Source organism: Streptomyces sp. BYX5S (genome assembly GCF_054724165.1).
Map to the genome: position 1 here is coordinate 7,843,583 of NZ_CM138829.1, position 19,211 is coordinate 7,862,793.

Annotated in this window: 20 protein-coding genes; 11 read left to right on the forward strand and 9 right to left on the reverse strand. The window is 72.4% G+C overall.

The annotated features are described in order from the left end of the window. Positions 1-212 precede the first annotated feature (212 nt). The gene (locus ACYBSK_RS35395) at positions 213-788 is read left to right on the forward strand and encodes a flavin reductase family protein (RefSeq protein ID WP_457481336.1); all 576 of its coding nucleotides are present in this window, start codon (positions 213-215) and stop codon (positions 786-788) included. A gap of 256 nt (positions 789-1,044) precedes the next feature. Here the strand turns inward: ACYBSK_RS35395 and arfB are convergent, their stop codons facing one another. After that, positions 1,045-1,470 carry an alternative ribosome rescue aminoacyl-tRNA hydrolase ArfB gene (gene arfB, locus ACYBSK_RS35400; protein ID WP_457481337.1) on the reverse strand — a complete coding sequence of 142 codons (426 nt, stop codon included), beginning with the start codon at positions 1,468-1,470 and terminating at the stop codon, positions 1,045-1,047. A gap of 159 nt (positions 1,471-1,629) precedes the next feature. Here arfB and ACYBSK_RS35405 point away from each other — a divergent pair, with 159 nt between their 5' ends. From ACYBSK_RS35405 to ACYBSK_RS35415, 3 genes are all read left to right on the forward strand, one after another. Then, complete coding sequence (locus tag ACYBSK_RS35405) at positions 1,630-2,205, forward strand: TerD family protein (RefSeq protein ID WP_457481338.1); 576 nt, start codon at positions 1,630-1,632, stop codon at positions 2,203-2,205. A gap of 81 nt (positions 2,206-2,286) precedes the next feature. Next, entirely contained in the window at positions 2,287-2,820 is a 534-nt protein-coding gene (locus ACYBSK_RS35410) for a GNAT family N-acetyltransferase (RefSeq protein ID WP_460244546.1), read from the forward strand. 234 nt (positions 2,821-3,054) lie between these two features. Next, a complete protein-coding gene (locus tag ACYBSK_RS35415; protein WP_460247161.1) occupies positions 3,055-4,629 on the forward strand; it encodes a M4 family metallopeptidase in 1,575 nt (524 codons plus the stop codon). Here ACYBSK_RS35415 and ACYBSK_RS35420 read toward each other — a convergent pair. The 4 genes from ACYBSK_RS35420 to ACYBSK_RS35435 all read right to left on the reverse strand — a co-directional run bounded on the left by ACYBSK_RS35420 (position 4,626) and on the right by ACYBSK_RS35435 (position 8,523). Continuing rightward, positions 4,626-6,065, reverse strand: coding sequence for a M1 family metallopeptidase (locus ACYBSK_RS35420; protein WP_460244547.1), 1,440 nt, complete (start codon positions 6,063-6,065; stop codon positions 4,626-4,628). The genes ACYBSK_RS35415 and ACYBSK_RS35420 overlap by 4 nt on opposite strands. A gap of 59 nt (positions 6,066-6,124) precedes the next feature. Further along, on the reverse strand, positions 6,125-7,234 hold the full coding sequence (locus ACYBSK_RS35425) for a YncE family protein (protein WP_460244548.1): 1,110 nt from the start codon (positions 7,232-7,234) through the stop codon (positions 6,125-6,127). Next, positions 7,231-7,833: an ankyrin repeat domain-containing protein gene (locus tag ACYBSK_RS35430; protein WP_457481342.1), complete on the reverse strand. Its 603-nt coding sequence runs from the start codon at positions 7,831-7,833 to the stop codon at positions 7,231-7,233. The genes ACYBSK_RS35425 and ACYBSK_RS35430 overlap by 4 nt, the downstream gene beginning before the upstream one ends. A 120-nt stretch (positions 7,834-7,953) precedes the next feature. After that, a complete protein-coding gene (locus tag ACYBSK_RS35435; protein ID WP_460244549.1) occupies positions 7,954-8,523 on the reverse strand; it encodes a GlcG/HbpS family heme-binding protein in 570 nt (189 codons plus the stop codon). Positions 8,524-8,855: 332 nt separating this feature from the next. Between ACYBSK_RS35435 and ACYBSK_RS35440 the strand changes: the two genes are divergently transcribed. Genes ACYBSK_RS35440 through ACYBSK_RS35450 form a run of 3 tightly spaced genes read left to right on the forward strand, consistent with a single transcriptional unit; the run spans position 8,856 to position 11,365 of the window. Further along, entirely contained in the window at positions 8,856-10,148 is a 1,293-nt protein-coding gene (locus ACYBSK_RS35440; protein WP_460247162.1) for a sensor histidine kinase, read from the forward strand. Then, on the forward strand, positions 10,145-10,816 hold the full coding sequence (locus tag ACYBSK_RS35445; protein ID WP_457481344.1) for a response regulator: 672 nt from the start codon (positions 10,145-10,147) through the stop codon (positions 10,814-10,816). Before ACYBSK_RS35440 ends, ACYBSK_RS35445 begins: the two co-directional genes overlap by 4 nt. Positions 10,817-10,852: 36 nt before the next feature. Next, positions 10,853-11,365: a hypothetical protein gene (locus tag ACYBSK_RS35450; protein WP_457481345.1), complete on the forward strand. Its 513-nt coding sequence runs from the start codon at positions 10,853-10,855 to the stop codon at positions 11,363-11,365. Between the two features lie 16 nt (positions 11,366-11,381). Here ACYBSK_RS35450 and ACYBSK_RS35455 read toward each other — a convergent pair whose 3' ends face one another. Continuing rightward, a complete protein-coding gene (locus ACYBSK_RS35455) occupies positions 11,382-12,080 on the reverse strand; it encodes a pentapeptide repeat-containing protein (protein ID WP_460244550.1) in 699 nt (232 codons plus the stop codon). 151 nt (positions 12,081-12,231) lie between these two features. On the opposite strand from ACYBSK_RS35455, the gene ACYBSK_RS35460 reads away from it, so the two are divergent. Together ACYBSK_RS35460 and ACYBSK_RS35465 are read left to right on the forward strand one after the other, a co-directional pair. Next, the gene (locus ACYBSK_RS35460) at positions 12,232-13,416 is read left to right on the forward strand and encodes an NAD(P)-binding protein (RefSeq protein ID WP_460244551.1); all 1,185 of its coding nucleotides are present in this window, start codon (positions 12,232-12,234) and stop codon (positions 13,414-13,416) included. Between the two features lie 50 nt (positions 13,417-13,466). Continuing rightward, positions 13,467-14,474: a zinc-binding dehydrogenase gene (locus ACYBSK_RS35465; protein ID WP_460244552.1), complete on the forward strand. Its 1,008-nt coding sequence runs from the start codon at positions 13,467-13,469 to the stop codon at positions 14,472-14,474. Positions 14,475-14,480: 6 nt separating this feature from the next. On the opposite strand, the gene ACYBSK_RS35470 is transcribed toward ACYBSK_RS35465, so the two are convergent. Next, a complete protein-coding gene (locus ACYBSK_RS35470; RefSeq protein ID WP_460247163.1) occupies positions 14,481-15,437 on the reverse strand; it encodes an IS481 family transposase in 957 nt (318 codons plus the stop codon). A 145-nt stretch (positions 15,438-15,582) separates the two neighbouring features. Between ACYBSK_RS35470 and ACYBSK_RS35475 the strand changes: the two genes are divergently transcribed. Both ACYBSK_RS35475 and ACYBSK_RS35480 read left to right on the forward strand, forming a co-directional pair. Further along, positions 15,583-16,430 (forward strand): IS5 family transposase gene (locus ACYBSK_RS35475; RefSeq protein ID WP_460243150.1). Its coding sequence is split into 2 segments (ribosomal slippage): positions 15,583-15,922 and positions 15,922-16,430, totalling 849 coding nucleotides; the frame shifts between segments, so codons are not numbered across the junction. 377 nt (positions 16,431-16,807) lie between these two features. Beyond that, complete coding sequence (locus ACYBSK_RS35480; protein ID WP_460247163.1) at positions 16,808-17,764, forward strand: IS481 family transposase; 957 nt, start codon at positions 16,808-16,810, stop codon at positions 17,762-17,764. Here ACYBSK_RS35480 and ACYBSK_RS35485 read toward each other — a convergent pair. Together ACYBSK_RS35485 and ACYBSK_RS35490 are read right to left on the reverse strand one after the other, a co-directional pair. Beyond that, positions 17,761-18,678: a bifunctional helix-turn-helix transcriptional regulator/GNAT family N-acetyltransferase gene (locus ACYBSK_RS35485; protein ID WP_460244553.1), complete on the reverse strand. Its 918-nt coding sequence runs from the start codon at positions 18,676-18,678 to the stop codon at positions 17,761-17,763. The genes ACYBSK_RS35480 and ACYBSK_RS35485 overlap by 4 nt on opposite strands. Before the next feature lie 51 nt (positions 18,679-18,729). Continuing rightward, positions 18,730-19,203 (reverse strand): GNAT family N-acetyltransferase, encoded by a 474-nt coding sequence (locus tag ACYBSK_RS35490; protein WP_460244554.1) that lies wholly within the window; start codon positions 19,201-19,203, stop codon positions 18,730-18,732. Positions 19,204-19,211: the final 8 nt, after the last annotated feature.

A 19,211-nucleotide genomic window follows, 5' to 3' on the forward strand; every position in this document is an offset into this window, starting at 1 on the left:
ACAGCGAGCTGTGCACCCGGTACACAGGGTCAACAAATTATGGCTCCTGTGACTCAAGTCACAGCTATAGATGAAGGATTGAGTCGGTTTCCTGGGCGGGTTCTGTGCGTTTCCTGAACGCATACCGCGTCCTACCGCGTCCATGGTCCTAGGACCGGTCTCGGTCGCCGGCCCGATGCGGGGCGCGCGGGGGCGAGGTTAGCGTTTGAGGCGTGTTGAAGACGTCCCCTGCCACATCCGTCCCGTCCCCCACGGGTTCCTCCGGGCATGCTGAGGGGGTGAGCAACGACGAGTTCCGTGCCGCCCTGTCCCGTCTGGCCGCGGGTGTCGTGCTGCTGACCGCGCACGAGCCGCAGCTCGATCCCGACGGGCCGCCCGGTGAGGACGCGGGCATGACGGCGACGGCCTTCATGTCCGTCTCCCTGGAGCCGCCGCTGGTGATGGTGTCCCTGCGCAACGGCTCCCGCATGGACGACCTCCTCGACGAGCAGCCGCTGTGGGCGGTGTCGGTCCTGTCGGAGTCCCAGAGCCACATCGCGGGGCGCTTCTCCATGAAGGGGCGGCTCAGCGACCGGCTCCTGTTCCAGGACCTCGCGTACGTGCGCGGGGAGCACACGGGGGCGCCGTTGATCGGTGGGGCGCTGGCGACGGTCGAGTGCCGGACGGAGAACCGGGTGGTTGCGGGGGACCACACGCTTGTGATTGGGCGGGTTCTGGGTGCCGCCGTGCCGAGTGCGGAGGGCGGCCCCCTCACGTACTTCCGCGGCCGCTACCGAGGCCTGAGCTGACCGCTCCCAGCCGTTGCGGCGCACCCAATCAAGCCTCTGCGGCGTTTGAGCAGGTCTTTCAAGCCCCTGCGGCGTTTGAGCAGCGGGGTCCGGGGCGGAGCCCCGGGGTGTGCGACGGGTGACCGTGGCTGGGCTTGGGGCTCTGCCCCATACCCCGCTCCTCAATCGCCGGAGGGGCTTGATCGGGTCAGCCGGAGAGGCTGAAGGGGGCAGCCGAGGGGCTTGAGTGGGGCAGCCGGAGAGGTTGAGGGGCGGGTTACCAGTCGCGGCTCGAGCGGTTGCGTTTGGTGTCGCTGCGGGCCTTCTTCGCCCGGAGACGCCGCTCGTTGACACCCCGCGGCACCCGCGTAGGCCGCCTCGGCTTCGGCGGCGGCGCCGTCGCCTCCGCCAGCAGCGCCGCGAGCCGCACCGCCGCCGCCTCCCGGTTCCGCCACTGCGACCGGTGCTCGGCCGCCCGCACCGAAACCACCCCGTCCACCAGCCGCGCGGCGAGCCGCTCCAGCGCCCGCTCCTTCCACACCGGCGGCAACGCCTCCGTCGCGGCGAGGTCGAACCGCAGCTCCGCCGCGGAGTCGGACGTGTTCACATGCTGGCCGCCCGGCCCGGACGACCGCGAGAAACGCCAGAGGAGCTCGGCCTCCGGAAGGACGACCGAACCGCGGATGGGATAAGGACCGGACATGCGTCCATGGTCGCGCGTGCGTACGGCCCGCGTCACCCCTATTTCCACCGAGGTAAAGAAAGTAAAGACAGCTGGAACCTTCCCCACCCCTCACCACGTTCATAGGTGTACGAGTAGCTTCGGCTGCACACATTTAACGAGGGAAGGGACTCCCGAACCATGGCTGTAAGCCTGTCCAAGGGTGGCAACGTCTCGCTCACCAAGGAGGCTCCGGGCCTGACCGCCGTCACCGTGGGCCTCGGCTGGGACGTCCGCACCACCACCGGCACCGACTTCGACCTCGACGCCTCGGCGATCGTGGTGAACGCCCAGGGCAAGGTCTACTCGGACGCCCACTTCGTCTTCTTCAACAACAAGCAGACGCCGGACCAGTCGGTCGTCCACACCGGTGACAACCGCTCCGGCGAGGGCGCGGGCGACGACGAGGCGATCAACGTGAACCTCTCGGCCCTGCCGGCCGACGTGGACAAGGTCGTCTTCCCGGTCTCGATCTACGACGCGGAGTCCCGCTCGCAGAACTTCGGCCAGGTTCGCAACGCGTACATCCGCATCGTGAACCAGGCGGGCGGCACCGAGATCGCCCGCTACGACCTCTCCGAGGACGCCGCCACCGAGACCGCCATGGTCTTCGGCGAGCTGTACCGCAACGGCGCGGAGTGGAAGTTCCGCGCCGTGGGCCAGGGCTACGCCTCGGGCCTGGTCGGCATCGCGCAGGACTTCGGCGTCAACGTCTGAGGTTCTCCCACGGGCCCCGGCGCACCGCTCCTCGCGGCGCGCCGGGGCCCGTCGCGCGCCCGCCCCTCTACGCTCGGCCGCATGATCCTGGAGCCCCTCGCCCCCGCCGCCGACCCGGACGGCGCCGCCCTCCCCGGCGAACTGCTCGCCGAGCTGGCCGAGTTGTACGCCTCCAACCGCGACTTCTTCGCGCTCAGCGGCGACTTCCCGGACCCCGACGCCATCACCGCCGGACAGGTCGCCACCGCGCTCGCCGACGAGCTGGCCGCACCGGGCGCGCAGGTGCTGCTCGCCCGCGTCGCGGGGGCCCTCGTCGGGCTCGCCGTCACGCTCGCGCGCCACCCCGATCCGGCCGACCCCGACCCGTGGATCGGGCTGCTGATGGTCGACGCCCGGCGGCACGGCGAGGGGCACGGACGCGGGCTCGCGGAGGCCGTCGAGGAGCGGTTCCGTACGGCGGGCGCGGCGGGCGCCCGGCTCGCCGTCCTCGACGACAACCCGAAGGCGCTCGCCTTCTGGACGGCGCTCGGCTACGAGGAGATCGACCGCCGCGCGGACCTCCAACGGGGCCGCCCCTGCCGCGTGCTGCGCAAGGACCTGACCGCACGCGGCTGAGCACAAGAACACGAATCGGCCGCACTCCGTCGAATAACGGACAACCCCCCGCCCCATCCGGACACGAACCGGCAAAGTCTTTGACGGGTATCTGTCACGGAGCCGCCACCAGGTGTCACTCTCCCTGCGCACCCCCCACGCACCCACCCCACCGGGTACCCGGGTACACAAGGAGTCCGAGTGAGACACCGCTCTACCGCTCCCCGCCTCGCCGCCCTCGTCGCGTCCGCCGCCATGGTGGTCGTCGGCGTCCAGGCAGGCACGTCGGCCACCGCCGCCACCGACCGTGCGGCCGGCGCCGCGGCACTCCCCCTCAGCGCCTCCGCGCGGGCCACCGCCCTCAAGGACGCGCAGACCGAAGCCGCCACCACCGCACGGCAGTTGAAGCTCGCCGACGGCGAGAAACTCGTCGCCCGCGATGTCGTGAAGGACGCCGACGGCACCACCCACACCCGCTACGAGCGCACCTTTAACGGCCTGCCCGTCCTGGGCGGCGACCTCGTCGTGCACACCGCGAGGAACGGCGACGTCAAGGGCTCCACCACGGCGCGCAAGGGCTCCATATCCGTGGCGTCGACGGACGCCGCCACCGGTACGGCCACCGCGAAGAAGTCCGCGAAGTCGGCCGCCGAGGACTCGGTGAAGGGCGCCGCCGCCGACTCCGTGCGCAAGGTCGTGTGGGCCGCCGACACGCGCAGGGCTCCGGTCCTCGCGTACGAGACGGTCGTCACCGGCACGCAGACCGACGGCACCCCCAGCGAGCTGCACGTCATCACCGACGCCGCCGACGGCGGCACGGTGCTGTACCAGTACCAGGCGATCGAGAACGGCACCGGCGTCAGCGAGTACAGCGGCACCGTCACCGTCGGCTCCACCGCCTCCGCCTCCGGCGGCTACGACCTGGTCGACGGCGGTCGCGGCGGCCACAGGACGTACGACCTGAACGGCGGCACGTCCGGCACCGGCACCCTCTTCCACGACGCCGACGACACCTGGGGCGACGGCACGGTCGCCAACCGGCAGACCGCCGCCGTCGACGCCGCCTACGGGGCCGCCGAGACCTGGGACTTCTACAAGGAGTCCCTGAACCGCAGCGGCATCGCGGGCGACGGCAAGGCCGCGTACTCCCGCGTCCACTACGGCAACGCCTACGTCAACGCCTTCTGGTCCGACAGCTGCTTCTGCATGACGTACGGCGACGGCATCGACAACAAGAACCCGCTGACCTCGCTCGACGTCGCCGGGCACGAGATGAGCCACGGCCTGACCGCCGCCACCGCGGGCCTCAAGTACAGCCGTGAGTCCGGCGGCCTCAACGAGGCGACCTCCGACATCCTCGGCACGGCCGTCGAGTTCCACGCCGCGAACTCCGCCGACGTCGGCGACTACCTCGTCGGCGAGAAGATCGACATCAACGGCGACGGCACCCCGCTGCGCTACATGGACAAGCCCAGCAAGGACGGCGCCTCCGCCGACTACTGGTCGCGCTCCACGGCCCGCCTCGACGTGCACTACTCGTCGGGCGTCGCCAACCACTTCTTCTACCTGCTCAGCGAGGGCAGCGGCGCGAAGACCATCAACGGGGTGAGCTACAACTCGCCCACGTACAACGGCTCTTCGGTCACCGGCATCGGCCGCGACAAGGCGGTCCAGATCTGGTACAAGGCGCTGTCCACGTACATGACGTCCTCGACCGACTACGCGGGCGCCCGCACGGCCACCCTCCAGGCGGCGTCCGACCTGTACGGCGCGAGCAGCGCGGAGCGCTCGGCGGTCGCGGCGGCGTGGACCGCGGTGAACGTCAACTAGCTCTCGGCGTCCCGCAGTTCGTCGGCGTCCCGCAGTTCGTCGGCGTCCGGCTTTCCGTCGCCGTACAGCCAGACGTCCCAGACCCCGGCGAGGGCCTCCGCCTTGCCGGGGTCGCGCCGTTCCACGAAGCGGGTGAAGTCGTCGGTGTCGGCGTTCCCGTGCCGGTGCTTCGTCGCCCAACTCCGCAGCAGATCAGTGAAGTTGTCGTCACCGATCGTCTGCCGTACGCGGTGCAGCACCATCGCGCCGCGCTCGTACACCGGCTTGTCCGAGAGGTACGCGGCGCTCGGCGGTTCCGCGGGCGGGAAGGCCCAGACGGCGTCGTCCGCGGGGCGCTCCGCGACCTCCTCGAAGGCCTGCTGGGCGCTGTCGCCGCCGTGCTGCTCGGCCCACAGCCACTCGGCGTACGTCGCGAACCCCTCGTTGAGCCACATGTCGCGCCACGACTTCGGGGTGACGGAGTCGCCGTACCACTGGTGCGCCAACTCGTGGACGAGGAGCGGGAGATCGGGCTTGCCGGGGAACACGGGCCGGTTCTGGGTCTCCAGGGCGTAGCCGATGTCGCCGGACCGCTCGACGATCGCGCCGGTGGAGGAGAAGGGGTACGGGCCGAAGACCTTCGTGCCCCACGCGACGACGTCGGGGATGCGGTCGAGGACGTCGTCGGCGCCGTCGACGGTGGCGTCGACGGCCGTGAACACGGACAGCCCGGACGGGGTCTCGTAGCTCCGAGTCCCGAACCTGCCGACCGCGACGGTCGCCAGATAGCTCGCCATCGGCTGCCGCACCCGCCAGGACCAGACGGTGCGCCGCCCGTCCGACGACGGCTTCGCGCTCCTCAACTCACCGTTGGACACGGCCTGTACGCCGTCGGGGACCGTGATCCGGATGTCGTACGTCGCCTTGTCCGAGGGGTGGTGGTTGCCGGGGAACCACGCCATGGAGCCGGTGGGCTCGCCGAGGCCGACCGCGCCGTCGGCGGTCCGCAGCCAGCCCTCGTCCGTGCCGTCGGGGTCGGTGACGGTGAGGGGCGCGCCCGCGTAGCGGACGGTGGTGCGGAAGGTGTGCCCGTCGGTGATCTCGTCGCGCGGCCGCACCGTCACCTCGTGTCCGGCGCGGCTGGCCACGGCCCGCTCCCCGTCGACGGTGACCCTCTTGACCGTCATCCCCTTCAGGTCGAGGTTGAAGGCGCTGAGCGGCTGTCGCGCGGTCGCCGTGATGTCGGCGGTGCCGGACAGGCGGCGGGAGCCGGGGTCGTAGGAGAGGTCGAGGGCGTAGTGGCCGACGTCGTAGCCGCCGTTGCCGAGCTTGGGGAAGTACGGGTCGCGCAGCCCGGAGGCGCCGGGCGTGCCGTGGACGCCGCCGTCGCAGGCGGTACCGGCCGCGAGCGTCAGGAGGACGGCGGACAGGGTGACGAGGAGCCGAGGGGTGCGCACCTTGTGATCCTATGGCCCGGTGTGCCCCGGATCGGCCGGCCGGCGGGCAGGCCGACGGATCACAGTACGGCGATGCCCAACGGCCGCTCCCCCGCGGCCAGTCGGCGGGTGTCGCCGCTGTCGAGGTCGACGACGGTGATCCCGTTCCAGTAGCCGTCGCGGGTGAAGCCGCCGGTGACGTAGGCGGTGCGGCCGTCGTCGGAGACGGCGACGTCCTCGTGCGGCCCGTCGAGGGCGATGACCTTCTCCGTGCCGTCGGGGCCCCGGACGGTGAGCGAGGGGCCCTCGTCCTCGGCCGGGTCGATGGGCCCGGTGCCGACGGCGAAGAGGGTTCCGTCGGCGGTGACGGTGACGCCGTGCTGGTGGGTGTTGGCGGTCATTCGCTGGACGGTGGAGCGGCCGGTGTCCGGGTCGACGACGACGAGCCTCTCGCCCTCGAAGGGCAGCAGCAGCTTCCCGTCGCCGGGCCGCACGGCGGCGTAGTGCGGCTTCAGCCACGACCCGAGCCCGCCCTCGGTGCCGTACGGGGCGACCTCGATGCGGCGGGTGGCGCCGCCGCGGGTGTCGAGGACGGTCACGTCGAAGGAGTCGTGACCGGTGGCGTACACCTGCCGTCCGTCGCGCGACACGTCGACATCGAAGGGCCGCCGCCCGACGGGAGCGGTGTCGACGACCTCCAGGTCCTTGGTGTCGACGGTCTCCACGACCCCGTTCCCGTCCGGCACGTTCACCCCGACGTACACGTGGTCGCCGTCGGGAGCGAGGGCGATGCCCATGCCGCCGCCGCGGTACTCGCCGCCGGTGACGGGCCCGAGGCCGTCGGTCTCGTACGGGACGAGGGCCTCGCGGCGCCGGCTGTCGGTGTCGACGACGGCGACGCCCTCGGCGGTCGCCACCCAGGCGCGCCCGTCGTCCCCGACGACCAGCCCGTACGGGGCGCGTCCGACCTTCACCGAGTCGAAGGCGCCCTTGCCGGGGGCCGGGTCGACGAAGGTGACGGTGTCGGAGCCGAAGTCGGCGAGCAGGAGGGCGCCGTCGGGGGCGGCGGGGGCGGCCGAACCGGGTTGCCGGAACGGCGGGTCGTCATTACCCGGTGGCCGTGTCTGAGCGGCGCCGCACCCGGAGACGAGCACGGCGACGGCGACGGCCCCGAGGAGCGCGCGCCTCACTGGACGGCCCGCAGCAGTCCGGCGATCTCCGTGAAGCCGCGCCGCTCGGCGTGTTCGAGGGGCGTGACGCCGTCGCCGTCGGGCAGGCCGGGGGTGGCGCCCGCCGTGATGAGCAGTTCGACGATCTCCTGGTGCGCGCGACCGCCGTCACCGAGGATCACCGCCTCCAGCAGGGCGGTCCAGCCGAGCCGGTTGACGTGGTCGACGTCGATGTCGGTCTCGCGGAGCACGGCGCGCACGTAGTCGACGTGGCCGCGTTCGGAGGCCGGGATGACGGAGATCCCGCCGAACCGGTTGGTGACCTTCAGGTCGGGGCGGGCCGGCAGCAGGGTCCGCATCATGGCCACGGAGCCGGTGACCCCGGTCGCCAGCCACGCGCTGTCGTCCCGGTCGTCCTGGGCGTTCGGGTCGGCGCCGGCCGCGACGAGGGCCTCGGCGGCGGCGACGTGGTCGCCCAGCGCGGCGAGGAGGAGGGCCGTACGGCGGTGCGCGTCACGGGCCTCGACGTCGGCGCCGGCCGCGAGGGCGCCGCGGACGGCGTCGGCGTCGCCGTGTGCGGCGGCGGCGAGGAGGGTGCGGTCGTGCTCGGTGTGCTGCATGGTGCGACTCCACATCAGCCCTGCGCGCCGCAGGGTCGTGCCGTACTTCGGTATCAGTTGCGCGTACATCGTGACCGATCACTCCTCGCCTGCCGCCGGGTGGGCGACAGGGGGTGCGGACTAGTCGAGTTCCGCCACGCCCGCCTGCGCGAACTTCTCGTCGAGGTCCCCGGAGGGCGCCCCGGCCACCCCGATGCCCGCGATGGGCGCACCGTCGACCGCGACCGGCGCACCGCCCGCGAGGAACAGCGTGCCGGGAATGTCCTTCAGGTTCGGCGCCTGCTCCAACCGCTTCGTCAGCTCGGACGTCGTCGCGTTCCACGACACCGCGGTGTACGCCTTCTTCACCGCGGACTCCGGCGACTGCGGCCCCGCGCCGTCGCCGCGCAGCTCGACGATCGTGTTGCCGTTGCGGTCCACGACGGCGACGGAGACCCGCTGGTTCTCCTTCTTCGCGGCCTTCAGCACCGCCTCCGCGGCATCGGTGGCGGCGGCCACGGTGAGGTGCTTGGACTCGAACGTGTTGCCGCCCTTCACGGCGGCGGGCTTCGCGGCGGCGGCCTGCGCGGCCGGCTCCGAGTCCGCGGCGGAGGCCGAGTACGCGCCGAACCCGCCCACGGCGATCGCGGCGGCGAGCGTGGTGCCGGTGACGAGACGGGTGCGCTTCGAGATCTTCTTGGCGTGCTGCATGAGTACTGCTCCTGGAGAGAAAGGGGGGAGGTGCGAGTGGAAGAGAAGGAGACCGACCGGGAGGCCGCGGAGGCCGCCGCCGTCCCGCTCCGAGATCAATCCTGGGCCCGCCCCCGCCCCCCACCCGTCGGCGTACCGGCTGGACGCGCCGCGCCGCCCGGCCGACGCCGGGGTCATCCGATCGGTTGACCCCAGGGGCGTGCGACCCGGCGAGAATGGGAGTGTTTGCCCAGGTCGACGCCCGTGAAGGAGGCGCAGGAACCGTGCCGAGGAACCGAGCCGCGCGCCCCGACGACGGCTACGACACGGACATCCGCCGCCTCACCGCGGTCATGCACGCCTCGTTCTTCCTGCTGCTGGCCGTGGCCCTGGCCCGCTTCCTGCTGCGCCACTCCCACGACGACCGCACCCCGTGGATCGTCGCGCTGTCCGCCGTACTCGCCCTGGTCTACGCGGCCGGTCTCGTACGCGGCGTCGCGGAACGCGCCACGGTCGGCCAGCGCGTCTGGCTGACGCTGGTGGTCGTGGTGTGGGTGGTGCTCACGGTGCTCGCGCCGAGCTTCGCGTGGTGCGCGGTGCCGCTCTTCTACACGGGGCTGCGGACGCTGCCGACGCGCGCGGCGCTCGTCCTCGTGGGGCTGCTCGTGGTGCTGGTCATCCTCGCCCAGTTGCGGCTCGCAGGAAGGCTCGATCCGGACCTGGTGCTGGGGCCGCCGGCGGTCGTGATGATCGCGACCGCCGTGTTCCTTCAGATGAAGCGGCAGGCCGCGCGGCAGCGGGCGCTCATCGACGACCTGATCCGCACCCGTCGTGAACTCGCCGCGTCCGAACGCCGCGAGGGCACGCTCGCCGAGCGGCAGCGCCTTTCCATGGAGATCCACGACACCCTGGCGCAGGGGCTGTCGAGCCAGCGGATGCTGTTGCAGGCGGCGCAGCGGGTGTGGGAGGCGGACCCCGGGAAGGCGCGTGCGCACGTGGGGACGGCGGCGTCCATCGCCGAGCACAACCTCACGGAGGCGCGCCGCTTCGTGCACGATCTGGCGCCGGCCGATCTGGCGCACGGGCTGACGGAGGCGTTGCGGGCGGTGGCCGAGCGGGAGGCGGGCGACCGGGTCGACGTGCGGGTGCGGGTCGACGACGACGGGCGGGCGGACCGGCTGCCGGACCGGGTGCAGTCGGCGTTGCTGCGGATCGCGCAGGGGGCGTTGGCGAATGTGCGGGAGCATGCGGAGGCGGGGAGTGCGGTGATCACGTTGACGTTGCTGGACGACCAGGTCGTGCTGGATGTCGCCGACGACGGGCGGGGGTTCGATCCGGCGGGGTTGCCGAAGGCTGCCGCGGGGGTGCGGGGGCACGGGATTCCGGCGATTCGGGCGAGGGTGCGGCAGTTGGGGGGCGGGTTGACGATCGAGTCGGCGCCGGGTGAGGGGACCGTGGTCTCCGCGTCGATCCCGTTGACGCCGCGGGGCTCCGCCCCGGACCCCGCTGCTCAATCGCCGCAGGGGCTTGATGGTGCCCACCCGGCGCCAGCCCCTGAAGCCCCGCACGAAGACAGCTGCCCGGCGGAGGGCGACGCGGCAGCGTCGACGGTGCGCGGGCACGAGAACGGGAGTTCATCGGCATGACTCAGCCCCAGGGGCAGGCCCAGGCCCAGCCCCGGCCCATCCGCATCCTCCTCTGCGACGACCACGTCGTCGTCCGTGCCGGGTTGCTGGCGTTGCTCGACAGCGCGGCGGACATCGAGGTCGTCGGGGAGGCCGGGACCGGGGAGGAGGCGCTCGCGCTCGTCGCGAAGCTGCGGCCGGACGTCGTCCTGATGGACCTGCAACTCGGCGCGGGCATGGACGGCGTGGAGACGACCCGCCGCCTCACCGCGGACCCGGCCCCCGGCGCGCACCGCCCCCACGTCCTCGTCCTCACCACGTACGACACCGACGCCGACATCACCCGCGCCATCGAGGCCGGCGCCACGGGCTACCTGCTGAAGGCGGAACGCCCCGAGGAGCTGTTCGCCGCGATCCACGCCGCCGCGCAGGGCCACACCGCGCTCTCCGCCCCCGTCGCCAGCCGCGTCATGGCCAACATGCGCAAACCCCGGCCCACCCTCACCGACCGGGAGCGCGACATCCTCGCCCAGCTCGCGCACGGGCTCGGCAACCGGGAGATCGCCAAGGCCCTCTTCATCAGCGAGGCCACCGTCAAGACCCACCTGGGGCGGATCTACGACAAGCTCGGCGTGGACACACGGGCCGGCGCGGTCTCCGTGGCGAAGGAGCAGCGCCTGCTGCCGTGAGGCCGCACCCGCCCCACCCGTGACACCATCTCCTACGTGCTCGACATCGGTTACGCCCTCTCCCGCCGCTTCCCGGACCCGCCGCAGACGGACTACCGGCGCGCGGACGTCCACGCGCTGCGCCACGACCTGTTCTGCGGCGACGTGTACCTGGCCGACACGAAGGCCGACCAGGAGCTGTCCACAGCCTGGGGATGGGTGCCGGTGCTCGACTTCGCGTGGGCGCTGTGCGACATCGTCGAGCAGCTGGACAAGGACCCGCGCGGCAGCCGCTCGGCGACCCCCCAGTACGCCGAGCTGGACTTCACCGAGTCGACCGACCGGATGCTGTTCGAGCGCCGCTTCGGCTGGGTGGACATCGAGGCCGACTGGATGCCGGCCGAGGAGCCCGCGCTGACCTTCTCCCACTCCGAACTGCGCCGCGAGGCCCGCGACTTCCTCCACGACCTGCTGGCCGACCTCACGGACATGCACGAGGACCTCGCCGACAACCCGGCCCTGTGGGACCTCCAGGCCCGCTTCCCCCGCGTACCCCACGCGCCCCGGTAGCGCCGAGCCCGCTCCCCTACTCCACCCGCACCCCCAGCTCCGCCGCGAACACCCCGGCCAGATCCATGAGTTGGGGCGGTGAGATCACCGCGCCGCCCAGCCGGTCCACGCCCCGCGCGATCCCCAGCTCCGCCGCGTCCCGCAGGTCGACGTCCGTCAGCGTCACGCCCGTGAGGTCGGCGCCCTTCAGGGTGCAGCCGGGGAACTCCACCCGTTCCAGGCGCGCTCCCCCGAAGTCCGGCTCCACCAGCACGCAGCCGTCGAAGACCACGTCCTTGAGGCGCGCCTTCCGCAGGTTCAGGTAGTCGATCTTCCCGCCCCGGATCACCACCCGCTCCAGCACCGCCCCGTGCAGCTGCACCCCGCCGAGCCGGGCGTCCACCACCTCCACGTCCCGCAGCGCCGCCTCCGCCAGGTTCGTGCCGACGCCCCGTACGCCGGTCAGCACCGAGTCGATGAACCGGGCGCGCGCCAGGCCCGCCTCGTCGAACCCGCACCCCTCCAGCGCGCAGTCCATGAAGCGCGCCCCGACCCCCTCCTGACCGGCGAAGTCCACGCCCCGGAACTCCACCCCGTCGTAGTCCCCATCGGGCTCCAGTCCGCGCCCCGCCCACGGCACCAGCGGAGGCAGCCGCACCTGCGGCCGCCGCGCCCCCTTCACCTTCGCCGCGCCCCGCGCCGCACCCTGCCCCGCTCCACCGCGCCTGTCGTTCATGCCCCCATGCTGCCCGCCGCCACTGACAGTCCCGCCCCACCAGGTGATGTCACATCCGCGCCCGCCCCGCACGTCGTATCCCCGAAGGGCCGCTCCAGAAGGCCCTCTCCCGCAGGCCCGTACGTGCCGATCACGCAGTCAGGAGCACCCCATGCGCCACCCCACCCCCGCGCTCACCGTCATCGGCGGCGGCCTCGCCGGGCTGACCGCCGCGATCACCGCCGCGGAGGCGGGCGCCCGCGTCACCCTGCACGAGGCGCACCACACCCTCGGCGGCCGGGCCCGCACCGCCGAAGGCCCGTACCGCACCCACGAGGGCCCGCACGCCCTCTACAACGGCGGCCCGCACTGGACCTGGCTGAAACAGCGCGACCTGCTCGGGCCGCTCGCCCCGATCCCCGCGCTCGAAGGCGCCCGGCTGCGCTTCCACCGCGACGGCGCGCTCCGCCGCACCCCACCCCTCGCGCTGCTCCGGCTGGCCCGCCGCAGGGCCGAACTCGCGCCCGTGGACGAGGACTTCACCACCTGGGCCACCCGTGTCGCGGGCCCGGACGCCGCCCGCGCCGCCGCCCACTACACGGCCGTCGCCGTGTTCCACCACGACCCGGGGTCCCTGTCGGCCCGCTTCGTCCAGGAACGGCTGCGCCGCGCCGCCACGGTGCCGCCCGAGGCGCACTACCCCGTCGGCGGCTGGTCCTCGGTCGTCGACCGGATGGCGGCCCGCGCCTGGAACCTCGGCGTCCGCATGGAGACCCTGAGCCGGGTCGAGACGCTGCCCACCGACACCCCCGTCGTCGTCGCCACCCCGCTCGCCGCGGCCCGCCGCCTCCTCCGGGACCCCTCGCTGACCTGGGACAGCGGCCGTACGACACTGATCGACCTGGCCGTGGGTGCCCGGCGCGGCGACGCGTTCGCGGTGTCCGGGCTCGACTTCCCGGCCTGGCTCGAACGGTTCACGGCGCAGGACAAGTCCCTCGCCCCGCACGGCGAGAGCCTCGTCCAGGGCCAGGTGCCGATCGCGCCCGACGAGTCCAAGGCGGACGGTTCGGCGCGGGCCGACGCCCTCCTCGACCTCGCGTTCCCCGGCTGGCGCGACCGCGCGACGTGGCGCCGCGACGCCCTCGCCCAGGGCCGCACCGGAGCCGTCGACCGCCCCGGCACGACCTGGCGCGACCGCCCCGCGATCGACCGCGGCGACGGCGTCTACCTGGCGGGCGACATGGTGGCGGCACCCGGCGTCCTGTCCGAGGTCTCCTTCACCAGCGCCATCGAGGCGACGACGCTGGCGCTGCGCCGGCCCGCCCTCACCCGCGGCCTTGACCTCAACCGTGCTTGAGGTCGAAGACTGGCGCCGTCCGCACCGCGCACCGCCCACCAGGAGCCGTCATGCACGCCATCCGCCTGCACGCCTTCGGACCCGCCGACCATCTCGCGTACGAGACGGTCGAGGACCCCGGGCCGGGCCCCGGCCAGGTGCGGATCGCGGTCGCGGCGGCGGGCGTGCACCTGCTGGACACCGCGATCCGCGCCGGCGTCCGGGGCCCGCTCCCGGCCCTGCCCGAACTGCCCACGATCCCGGGCCGCGAGGTCGCCGGCACCGTCGACGCGCTCGGCAGCGGCACCGACCCCGCCTGGCTCGGCAAGAGGGTCGTCGCCCACCTCGGCATGGTCCCCGGCGGCTACGCCGAACTCGCCGTCACGGACGCGGACCGCCTCCACGAGCTTCCCGACCACCTCGACGCGGCGACGGCGGTCGCCATGATCGGCACAGGCCGCACGGCGGTCGGCATCCTGAACTTCACCACGATCACCCCCGACACCGTCGCCCTCGTCCCCGCCGCGGCGGGCGGCCTCGGCACCCTCCTCGTGCAGTACGTGAAGCACGCGGGCGGCACCGTGATCGGCCTGGCGGGCGGCCCCGCGAAGACGGCGGCGGTCGCGGCGAACGGCGCCGACCTCGCCCTCGACTACAACGAGCCCGACTGGCCCGACGCGGCACGCACGTTCCTCGGCGGCGCCACCGCCACCGTCCTCCTCGACGGGGTCGGCGGCGCCACGACCGACCTCGCCCTCGACCTCCTCGGCCCCGGCGGCCTGCACCTCGTCTTCGGCTGGTCCGCCCAGGGCATCGCCTCCGACGAGGGCCCGGACCTCCTCGACGCAGCCGAACTCGCCCGCCGCGGCATCACCCAGGAACAGGTCCTCGGCCCGCCGATGATGCGCCGGGCGGGCGGCGACAACCCCCTGCGCACCCTCGAACTCGCCGCCCTCGACCACGCGGCCCGCGGCGTCCTCACCCCCGCCGTCCACCGCTTCCCGCTCGCCGACGCGGCCACCGCGCACCACGCGCTGGAGACGCGCGGCACGACGGGCAAGGTGATCCTGGAGCCGTGACCGCGCCTAGGTGTATTGACTCGCAGCGTTGTTGACGCGGCTGATCGGGGGCTGGCCTTCGAGTGCGGTGTGGCAGCGGTGGTGGTTGTAGGTGTGCAGGAAGTCTGCCAGGGCCGCTGTGCGCTCGTCGTTGGAGGTGTAGGGCCGCTGGTAGGCCCACTCGTCGAGCAGGGTGCGGTTGAAGCGTTCGACCTTGCCGTTGGTCTGCGGCCGGTAGGCCCGGGTGAGCTTGCCGCTCGCGCCGAGGTCGGCAAGCGCCTGCCGCCAGGCGACGCTCTTGCGGTAGGGCCAGGCGTTGTCGGTCAGCACGCGTTCGACGTGGTCGATGCCATGGGCGGTGAAGAAGGCTGCGGCCCGGCGGAGGAAGGCGGCGCAGGTGGGGGCCTTCTCATCGCCGTGTATCTCGCTGTAGGCGAGGCGGCTGTGGTCGTCGACGGCGGAGTGGATGTAGTCGAAGCCCATGTTGCTGCGGGTGGCGCGGCCGGCTTGGCGGCCCAGGACCTTGTGGCCGCCGCCGTCGGGGATCCGGCCGAGCTTCTTGACGTCGACGTGGATCAGTTCGCCGGGCCTTTCGCGTTCGTAGCGGCGGATGCGCTGGCCGGTGGGCCGGTCGAGCCAGGCCAGCCGGTTCAGCCGGTGCCGGGTCAGGACCCGGTGCACGGTGGAAGCGGGCAGGCCCAGGATCGGACCGATCCTGGCCGGTCCCAGCTTGCGGTCCGTGCGCAGCCGGCAGACCCGGGCTTCCACCGCGGACGCGGTCCGGTGCGGTGTCGTGCGCGGACGGCTGGACCGGTCGTGCAGCCCCGCCTCACCCCCCGAGCGCCAACGCCGCAGCCACTTGTGGGCCGTTGCGCGGGATATACCCATCTCGGCGGCCACATGCGCGACCGGGCGGCCCAAACGGACACGCTCGACCAGCAGCCGCCTGCCATGAACGGTCAGCCGGGCATTACGGTGGGACACGAAGACCTCCGTCGTGCGGTGAAGCCTAGACACCTCCACCACACCGGAGGTCTTCGCCATGATCAAGCCCGGCCAGTGTCAACAACGCTCGTGATCAATACACCTAGGTCGTGTCTTCAAAGTGGGTTTGCGAGACCATGGGTCGGTGAGTCGTCGCTATGAACTGACGGATGAGGAGTGGGAGTTGTTGTGCCCGCTCCTTCCGGCCGGGTCGTTCGGTCGCCCGCGTGCGGATGACCGAACGGTGCTGAACGGAATCGTGTGGAAGATTCGGGCCGGTGCCGCCTGGCGGGACGTGCCGGCCCGGTACGGGGCCTGGCAGTCGCTCTATACCCGCTTTCGCAGATGGGCCCTGGACGGCACCTTCACCCGGATGCTCGCCGCGGTTCAGGCTGACCGGCAGGCGAGGGCGGACGTGGACTGGCTCGTCGCGGTCGACTCGACACTCGTCCGTGCCCACCAGCATGCCGCCGGCGCGAAAAAGGGGGCCGGGCGGGGGACGAACCGGCAGATCACGCCCTCGGTCGATCCCGCGGAGGATTAACCACCAAGCTCCACCTGGCCTGCGACGGCCGAGGCCGTCCCCTCGCGTTCGTCCTGACCGGCGGCAACCGCAATGACTGCACGCAGTTCGAGCAGGTCATGGCCCGCATCCGCGTCGCAGGCCCCGGCCCGGGACGGCCACGCACCCGCCCCGCGCGTGTGGTCGCCGACAAGGGCTACTCCTCCCGCTCGATCCGCGCCTACCTGCGCAGACGCGGTATCAAGCACACCATTCCCGAGCGCATCGACCAGCTCAACGGACGGATCAGGCGCGGCGAACGTCCCTGCGGCTTCGACAAAGCCCACTACCGGCGCCGCAACGTCGTCGAACGCTGCTTCAACCGGCTCAAGCACTACCGCGCCATCGCCACCCGCTACGACAAGACCGCTACCTCATTCGAAGCCGTCATCACCCTCGCCGCCACACTGCTCTGGCTCCGACCACTTTGAAGACACGACCTAGGGCCCTTCTGACGGATCAGGCTGGGCCCGGGAGGCCGCGTCGTTCGGCTCCGCGAGCGGGGTAATGGGGCCTCCCCTGCTCGAGCGAAGCCGAGAGCTCGGGGAAGCGTGCAGCTGCAAGGCGGAGGAGGGCGTCAACGCGAGGGGGTACCTCCCGCCCGAGCCTGGCGGAGCCTGGTTCGAGGGTGGGGGAGTTGGCAACCGACGACAACGCCGCAGATGTGCGTGCCAGGGCCCGCGACTCCAGCAAGAAGGGCCCTAGGTGTATTGATCACGAGCGTTGTTGACACTGGCCGGGCTTGATCATGGCGAAGACCTCCGGTGTGGTGGAGGTGTCTAGGCTTCACCGCACGACGGAGGTCTTCGTGTCCCACCGTAATGCCCGGCTGACCGTTCATGGCAGGCGGCTGCTGGTCGAGCGTGTCCGTTTGGGCCGCCCGGTCGCGCATGTGGCCGCCGAGATGGGTATATCCCGCGCAACGGCCCACAAGTGGCTGCGGCGTTGGCGCTCGGGGGGTGAGGCGGGGCTGCACGACCGGTCCAGCCGTCCGCGCACGACACCGCACCGGACCGCGTCCGCGGTGGAAGCCCGGGTCTGCCGGCTGCGCACGGACCGCAAGCTGGGACCGGCCAGGATCGGTCCGATCCTGGGCCTGCCCGCTTCCACCGTGCACCGGGTCCTGACCCGGCACCGGCTGAACCGGCTGGCCTGGCTCGACCGGCCCACCGGCCAGCGCATCCGCCGCTACGAACGCGAAAGGCCCGGCGAACTGATCCACGTCGACGTCAAGAAGCTCGGCCGGATCCCCGACGGCGGCGGCCACAAGGTCCTGGGCCGCCAAGCCGGCCGCGCCACCCGCAGCAACATGGGCTTCGACTACATCCACTCCGCCGTCGACGACCACAGCCGCCTCGCCTACAGCGAGATACACGGCGATGAGAAGGCCCCCACCTGCGCCGCCTTCCTCCGCCGGGCCGCAGCCTTCTTCACCGCCCATGGCATCGACCACGTCGAACGCGTGCTGACCGACAACGCCTGGCCCTACCGCAAGAGCGTCGCCTGGCGGCAGGCGCTTGCCGACCTCGGCGCGAGCGGCAAGCTCACCCGGGCCTACCGGCCGCAGACCAACGGCAAGGTCGAACGCTTCAACCGCACCCTGCTCGACGAGTGGGCCTACCAGCGGCCCTACACCTCCAACGACGAGCGCACAGCGGCCCTGGCAGACTTCCTGCACACCTACAACCACCACCGCTGCCACACCGCACTCGAAGGCCAGCCCCCGATCAGCCGCGTCAACAACGCTGCGAGTCAATACACCTAGGAAGCGGGGCGCAGCCGCTTCTCGAACCAGTGGTGCGCGTACGGCTCGTCGTTGAACGCCTCGACCTCCTCGAAGCCGTACGCGCGGTACAGCCCGATGGCCTCCGGCAACGCCTTGTTGGTGTCGAGCCGCAGCAGCCCGGCGCCGTGCCGCGCGGCCCGCCCCTCCAGCTCCGCCAGGAAACGGCGGGCCAGCCCGAGCCCCCTGGCGCGCGGCGCCACCCACATCCGCTTCACCTCCGCCGCACGGCCCGGCGGCAGCTTCAGCCCGGCGCAGCCGACCGGCTCCCCGTGCAGCCGCGCCACGACGAACTGGCCGCGCGGCGGCCGCAGTTCACCGGCGTCCGGCAGGAGGCTGCGCGCCGGGTCGAAGCCCGTGTCGAGCCGCTCCTGAAGCTCCGTGAAGTAGCCGCGCAGGCACACCTCGGCATCCGGATGGTCCGGGGAGACGTCGTCCAACGTGACCGTCCCGGCCGTGAGCAACCGGTCGACCTCCGTCATCGCCGCGACCAGCCGCGCCCGCTGCGCCGCGTTGAGCGGGGCGAGCAGCGAACCGGCCGCCTCGTCGCTGCGCCGGTCGAGCACGGCCCACTCGTCGCGCCCCTTCGCGGTGAGGCGCGCCGTGCGCACCCGCCGGTCCCGCTCCAGGGGCTCCACCACCACGAGCCCGTCCGCCTCCAGGGCGCGCAGCAACCGGCTGACGTACCCGGAGTCGAGCCCGAGCCGCTCCCGCAGCCGCCGCACGTCGAGCGGCGCCCCGGCCTCGCCGATCTCCCACAGCAGCCGGGCCTGCCCGTAGGGCCGCTCGGTGCCGTGGAACCGCTCCTGGAGCACCCCGACGCGCTCGCTGACGACCCGGTTGAACCGCCGCACCCGCGCGACGTCGTCGCCGCCACCGTCCACACGCTCACTCATTCTCTGACCTTAGTCAGAGAATGCCCGCTCCCGCCAGCCCGCGCGGCGCCCCTACGCCGTACCCACCGCCTTCAGCGCCTCGTCCGTCAGCCGGTACACCGTCCACTCGTCCTGCGGGCGCGCGCCCAGCGCCTCGTAGAACTCGATGGACGGCGTGTTCCAGTTCAGCACCGACCACTCAAGACGCTCGTAGCCCCGCTCCACGCACAGCCGCGCCAGCTCCGTCAGCAGCGCCTTGCCGTGACCGCCGCCGCGCGCCTCGGGACGCACGTACAGGTCCTCCAGGTAGATGCCGTGCACCCCGCGCCACGTCGAGAAGTTCAGGAACCACAGCGCGAAGCCGACCGGCTCACCGCTCTCGTCCTCGGCGATGTGCGCGTACGCCGCCGGACGCTCCCCGAACAGCGCCTCGCGCAGCTGCTCCTCGGTGGCCCGCGCCTCGTGCAGCGCCTTCTCGTAGTCGGCCAGCTCACGGATCATGGTGTGGATGACGGGGACGTCGGCGGGGGTCGCGGTACGAATCATGACCGCAG

Bases quoted from the DNA above. Each gene is read 5' to 3' on its own strand.
- arfB (WP_457481337.1), bottom strand. From the start codon at position 1,470: ATGTCCGGTCCTTATCCCATCCGCGGTTCGGTCGTCCTTCCGGAGGCC.
- ACYBSK_RS35405 (WP_457481338.1), top strand. From the start codon at position 1,630: ATGGCTGTAAGCCTGTCCAAGGGTGGCAACGTCTCGCTCACCAAGGAG.
- ACYBSK_RS35410 (WP_460244546.1), top strand. From the start codon at position 2,287: ATGATCCTGGAGCCCCTCGCCCCCGCCGCCGACCCGGACGGCGCCGCC.
- ACYBSK_RS35415 (WP_460247161.1), top strand. From the start codon at position 3,055: ATGGTGGTCGTCGGCGTCCAGGCAGGCACGTCGGCCACCGCCGCCACC.
- ACYBSK_RS35430 (WP_457481342.1), bottom strand. From the start codon at position 7,833: ATGCAGCACACCGAGCACGACCGCACCCTCCTCGCCGCCGCCGCACAC.
- ACYBSK_RS35435 (WP_460244549.1), bottom strand. From the start codon at position 8,523: ATGCAGCACGCCAAGAAGATCTCGAAGCGCACCCGTCTCGTCACCGGC.
- ACYBSK_RS35440 (WP_460247162.1), top strand. From the start codon at position 8,856: ATGCACGCCTCGTTCTTCCTGCTGCTGGCCGTGGCCCTGGCCCGCTTC.
- ACYBSK_RS35445 (WP_457481344.1), top strand. From the start codon at position 10,145: ATGACTCAGCCCCAGGGGCAGGCCCAGGCCCAGCCCCGGCCCATCCGC.
- ACYBSK_RS35455 (WP_460244550.1), bottom strand. From the start codon at position 12,080: ATGAACGACAGGCGCGGTGGAGCGGGGCAGGGTGCGGCGCGGGGCGCG.
- ACYBSK_RS35460 (WP_460244551.1), top strand. From the start codon at position 12,232: ATGCGCCACCCCACCCCCGCGCTCACCGTCATCGGCGGCGGCCTCGCC.
- ACYBSK_RS35465 (WP_460244552.1), top strand. From the start codon at position 13,467: ATGCACGCCATCCGCCTGCACGCCTTCGGACCCGCCGACCATCTCGCG.
- ACYBSK_RS35485 (WP_460244553.1), bottom strand. From the start codon at position 18,678: ATGAGTGAGCGTGTGGACGGTGGCGGCGACGACGTCGCGCGGGTGCGG.
- ACYBSK_RS35490 (WP_460244554.1), bottom strand. From the start codon at position 19,203: ATGATTCGTACCGCGACCCCCGCCGACGTCCCCGTCATCCACACCATG.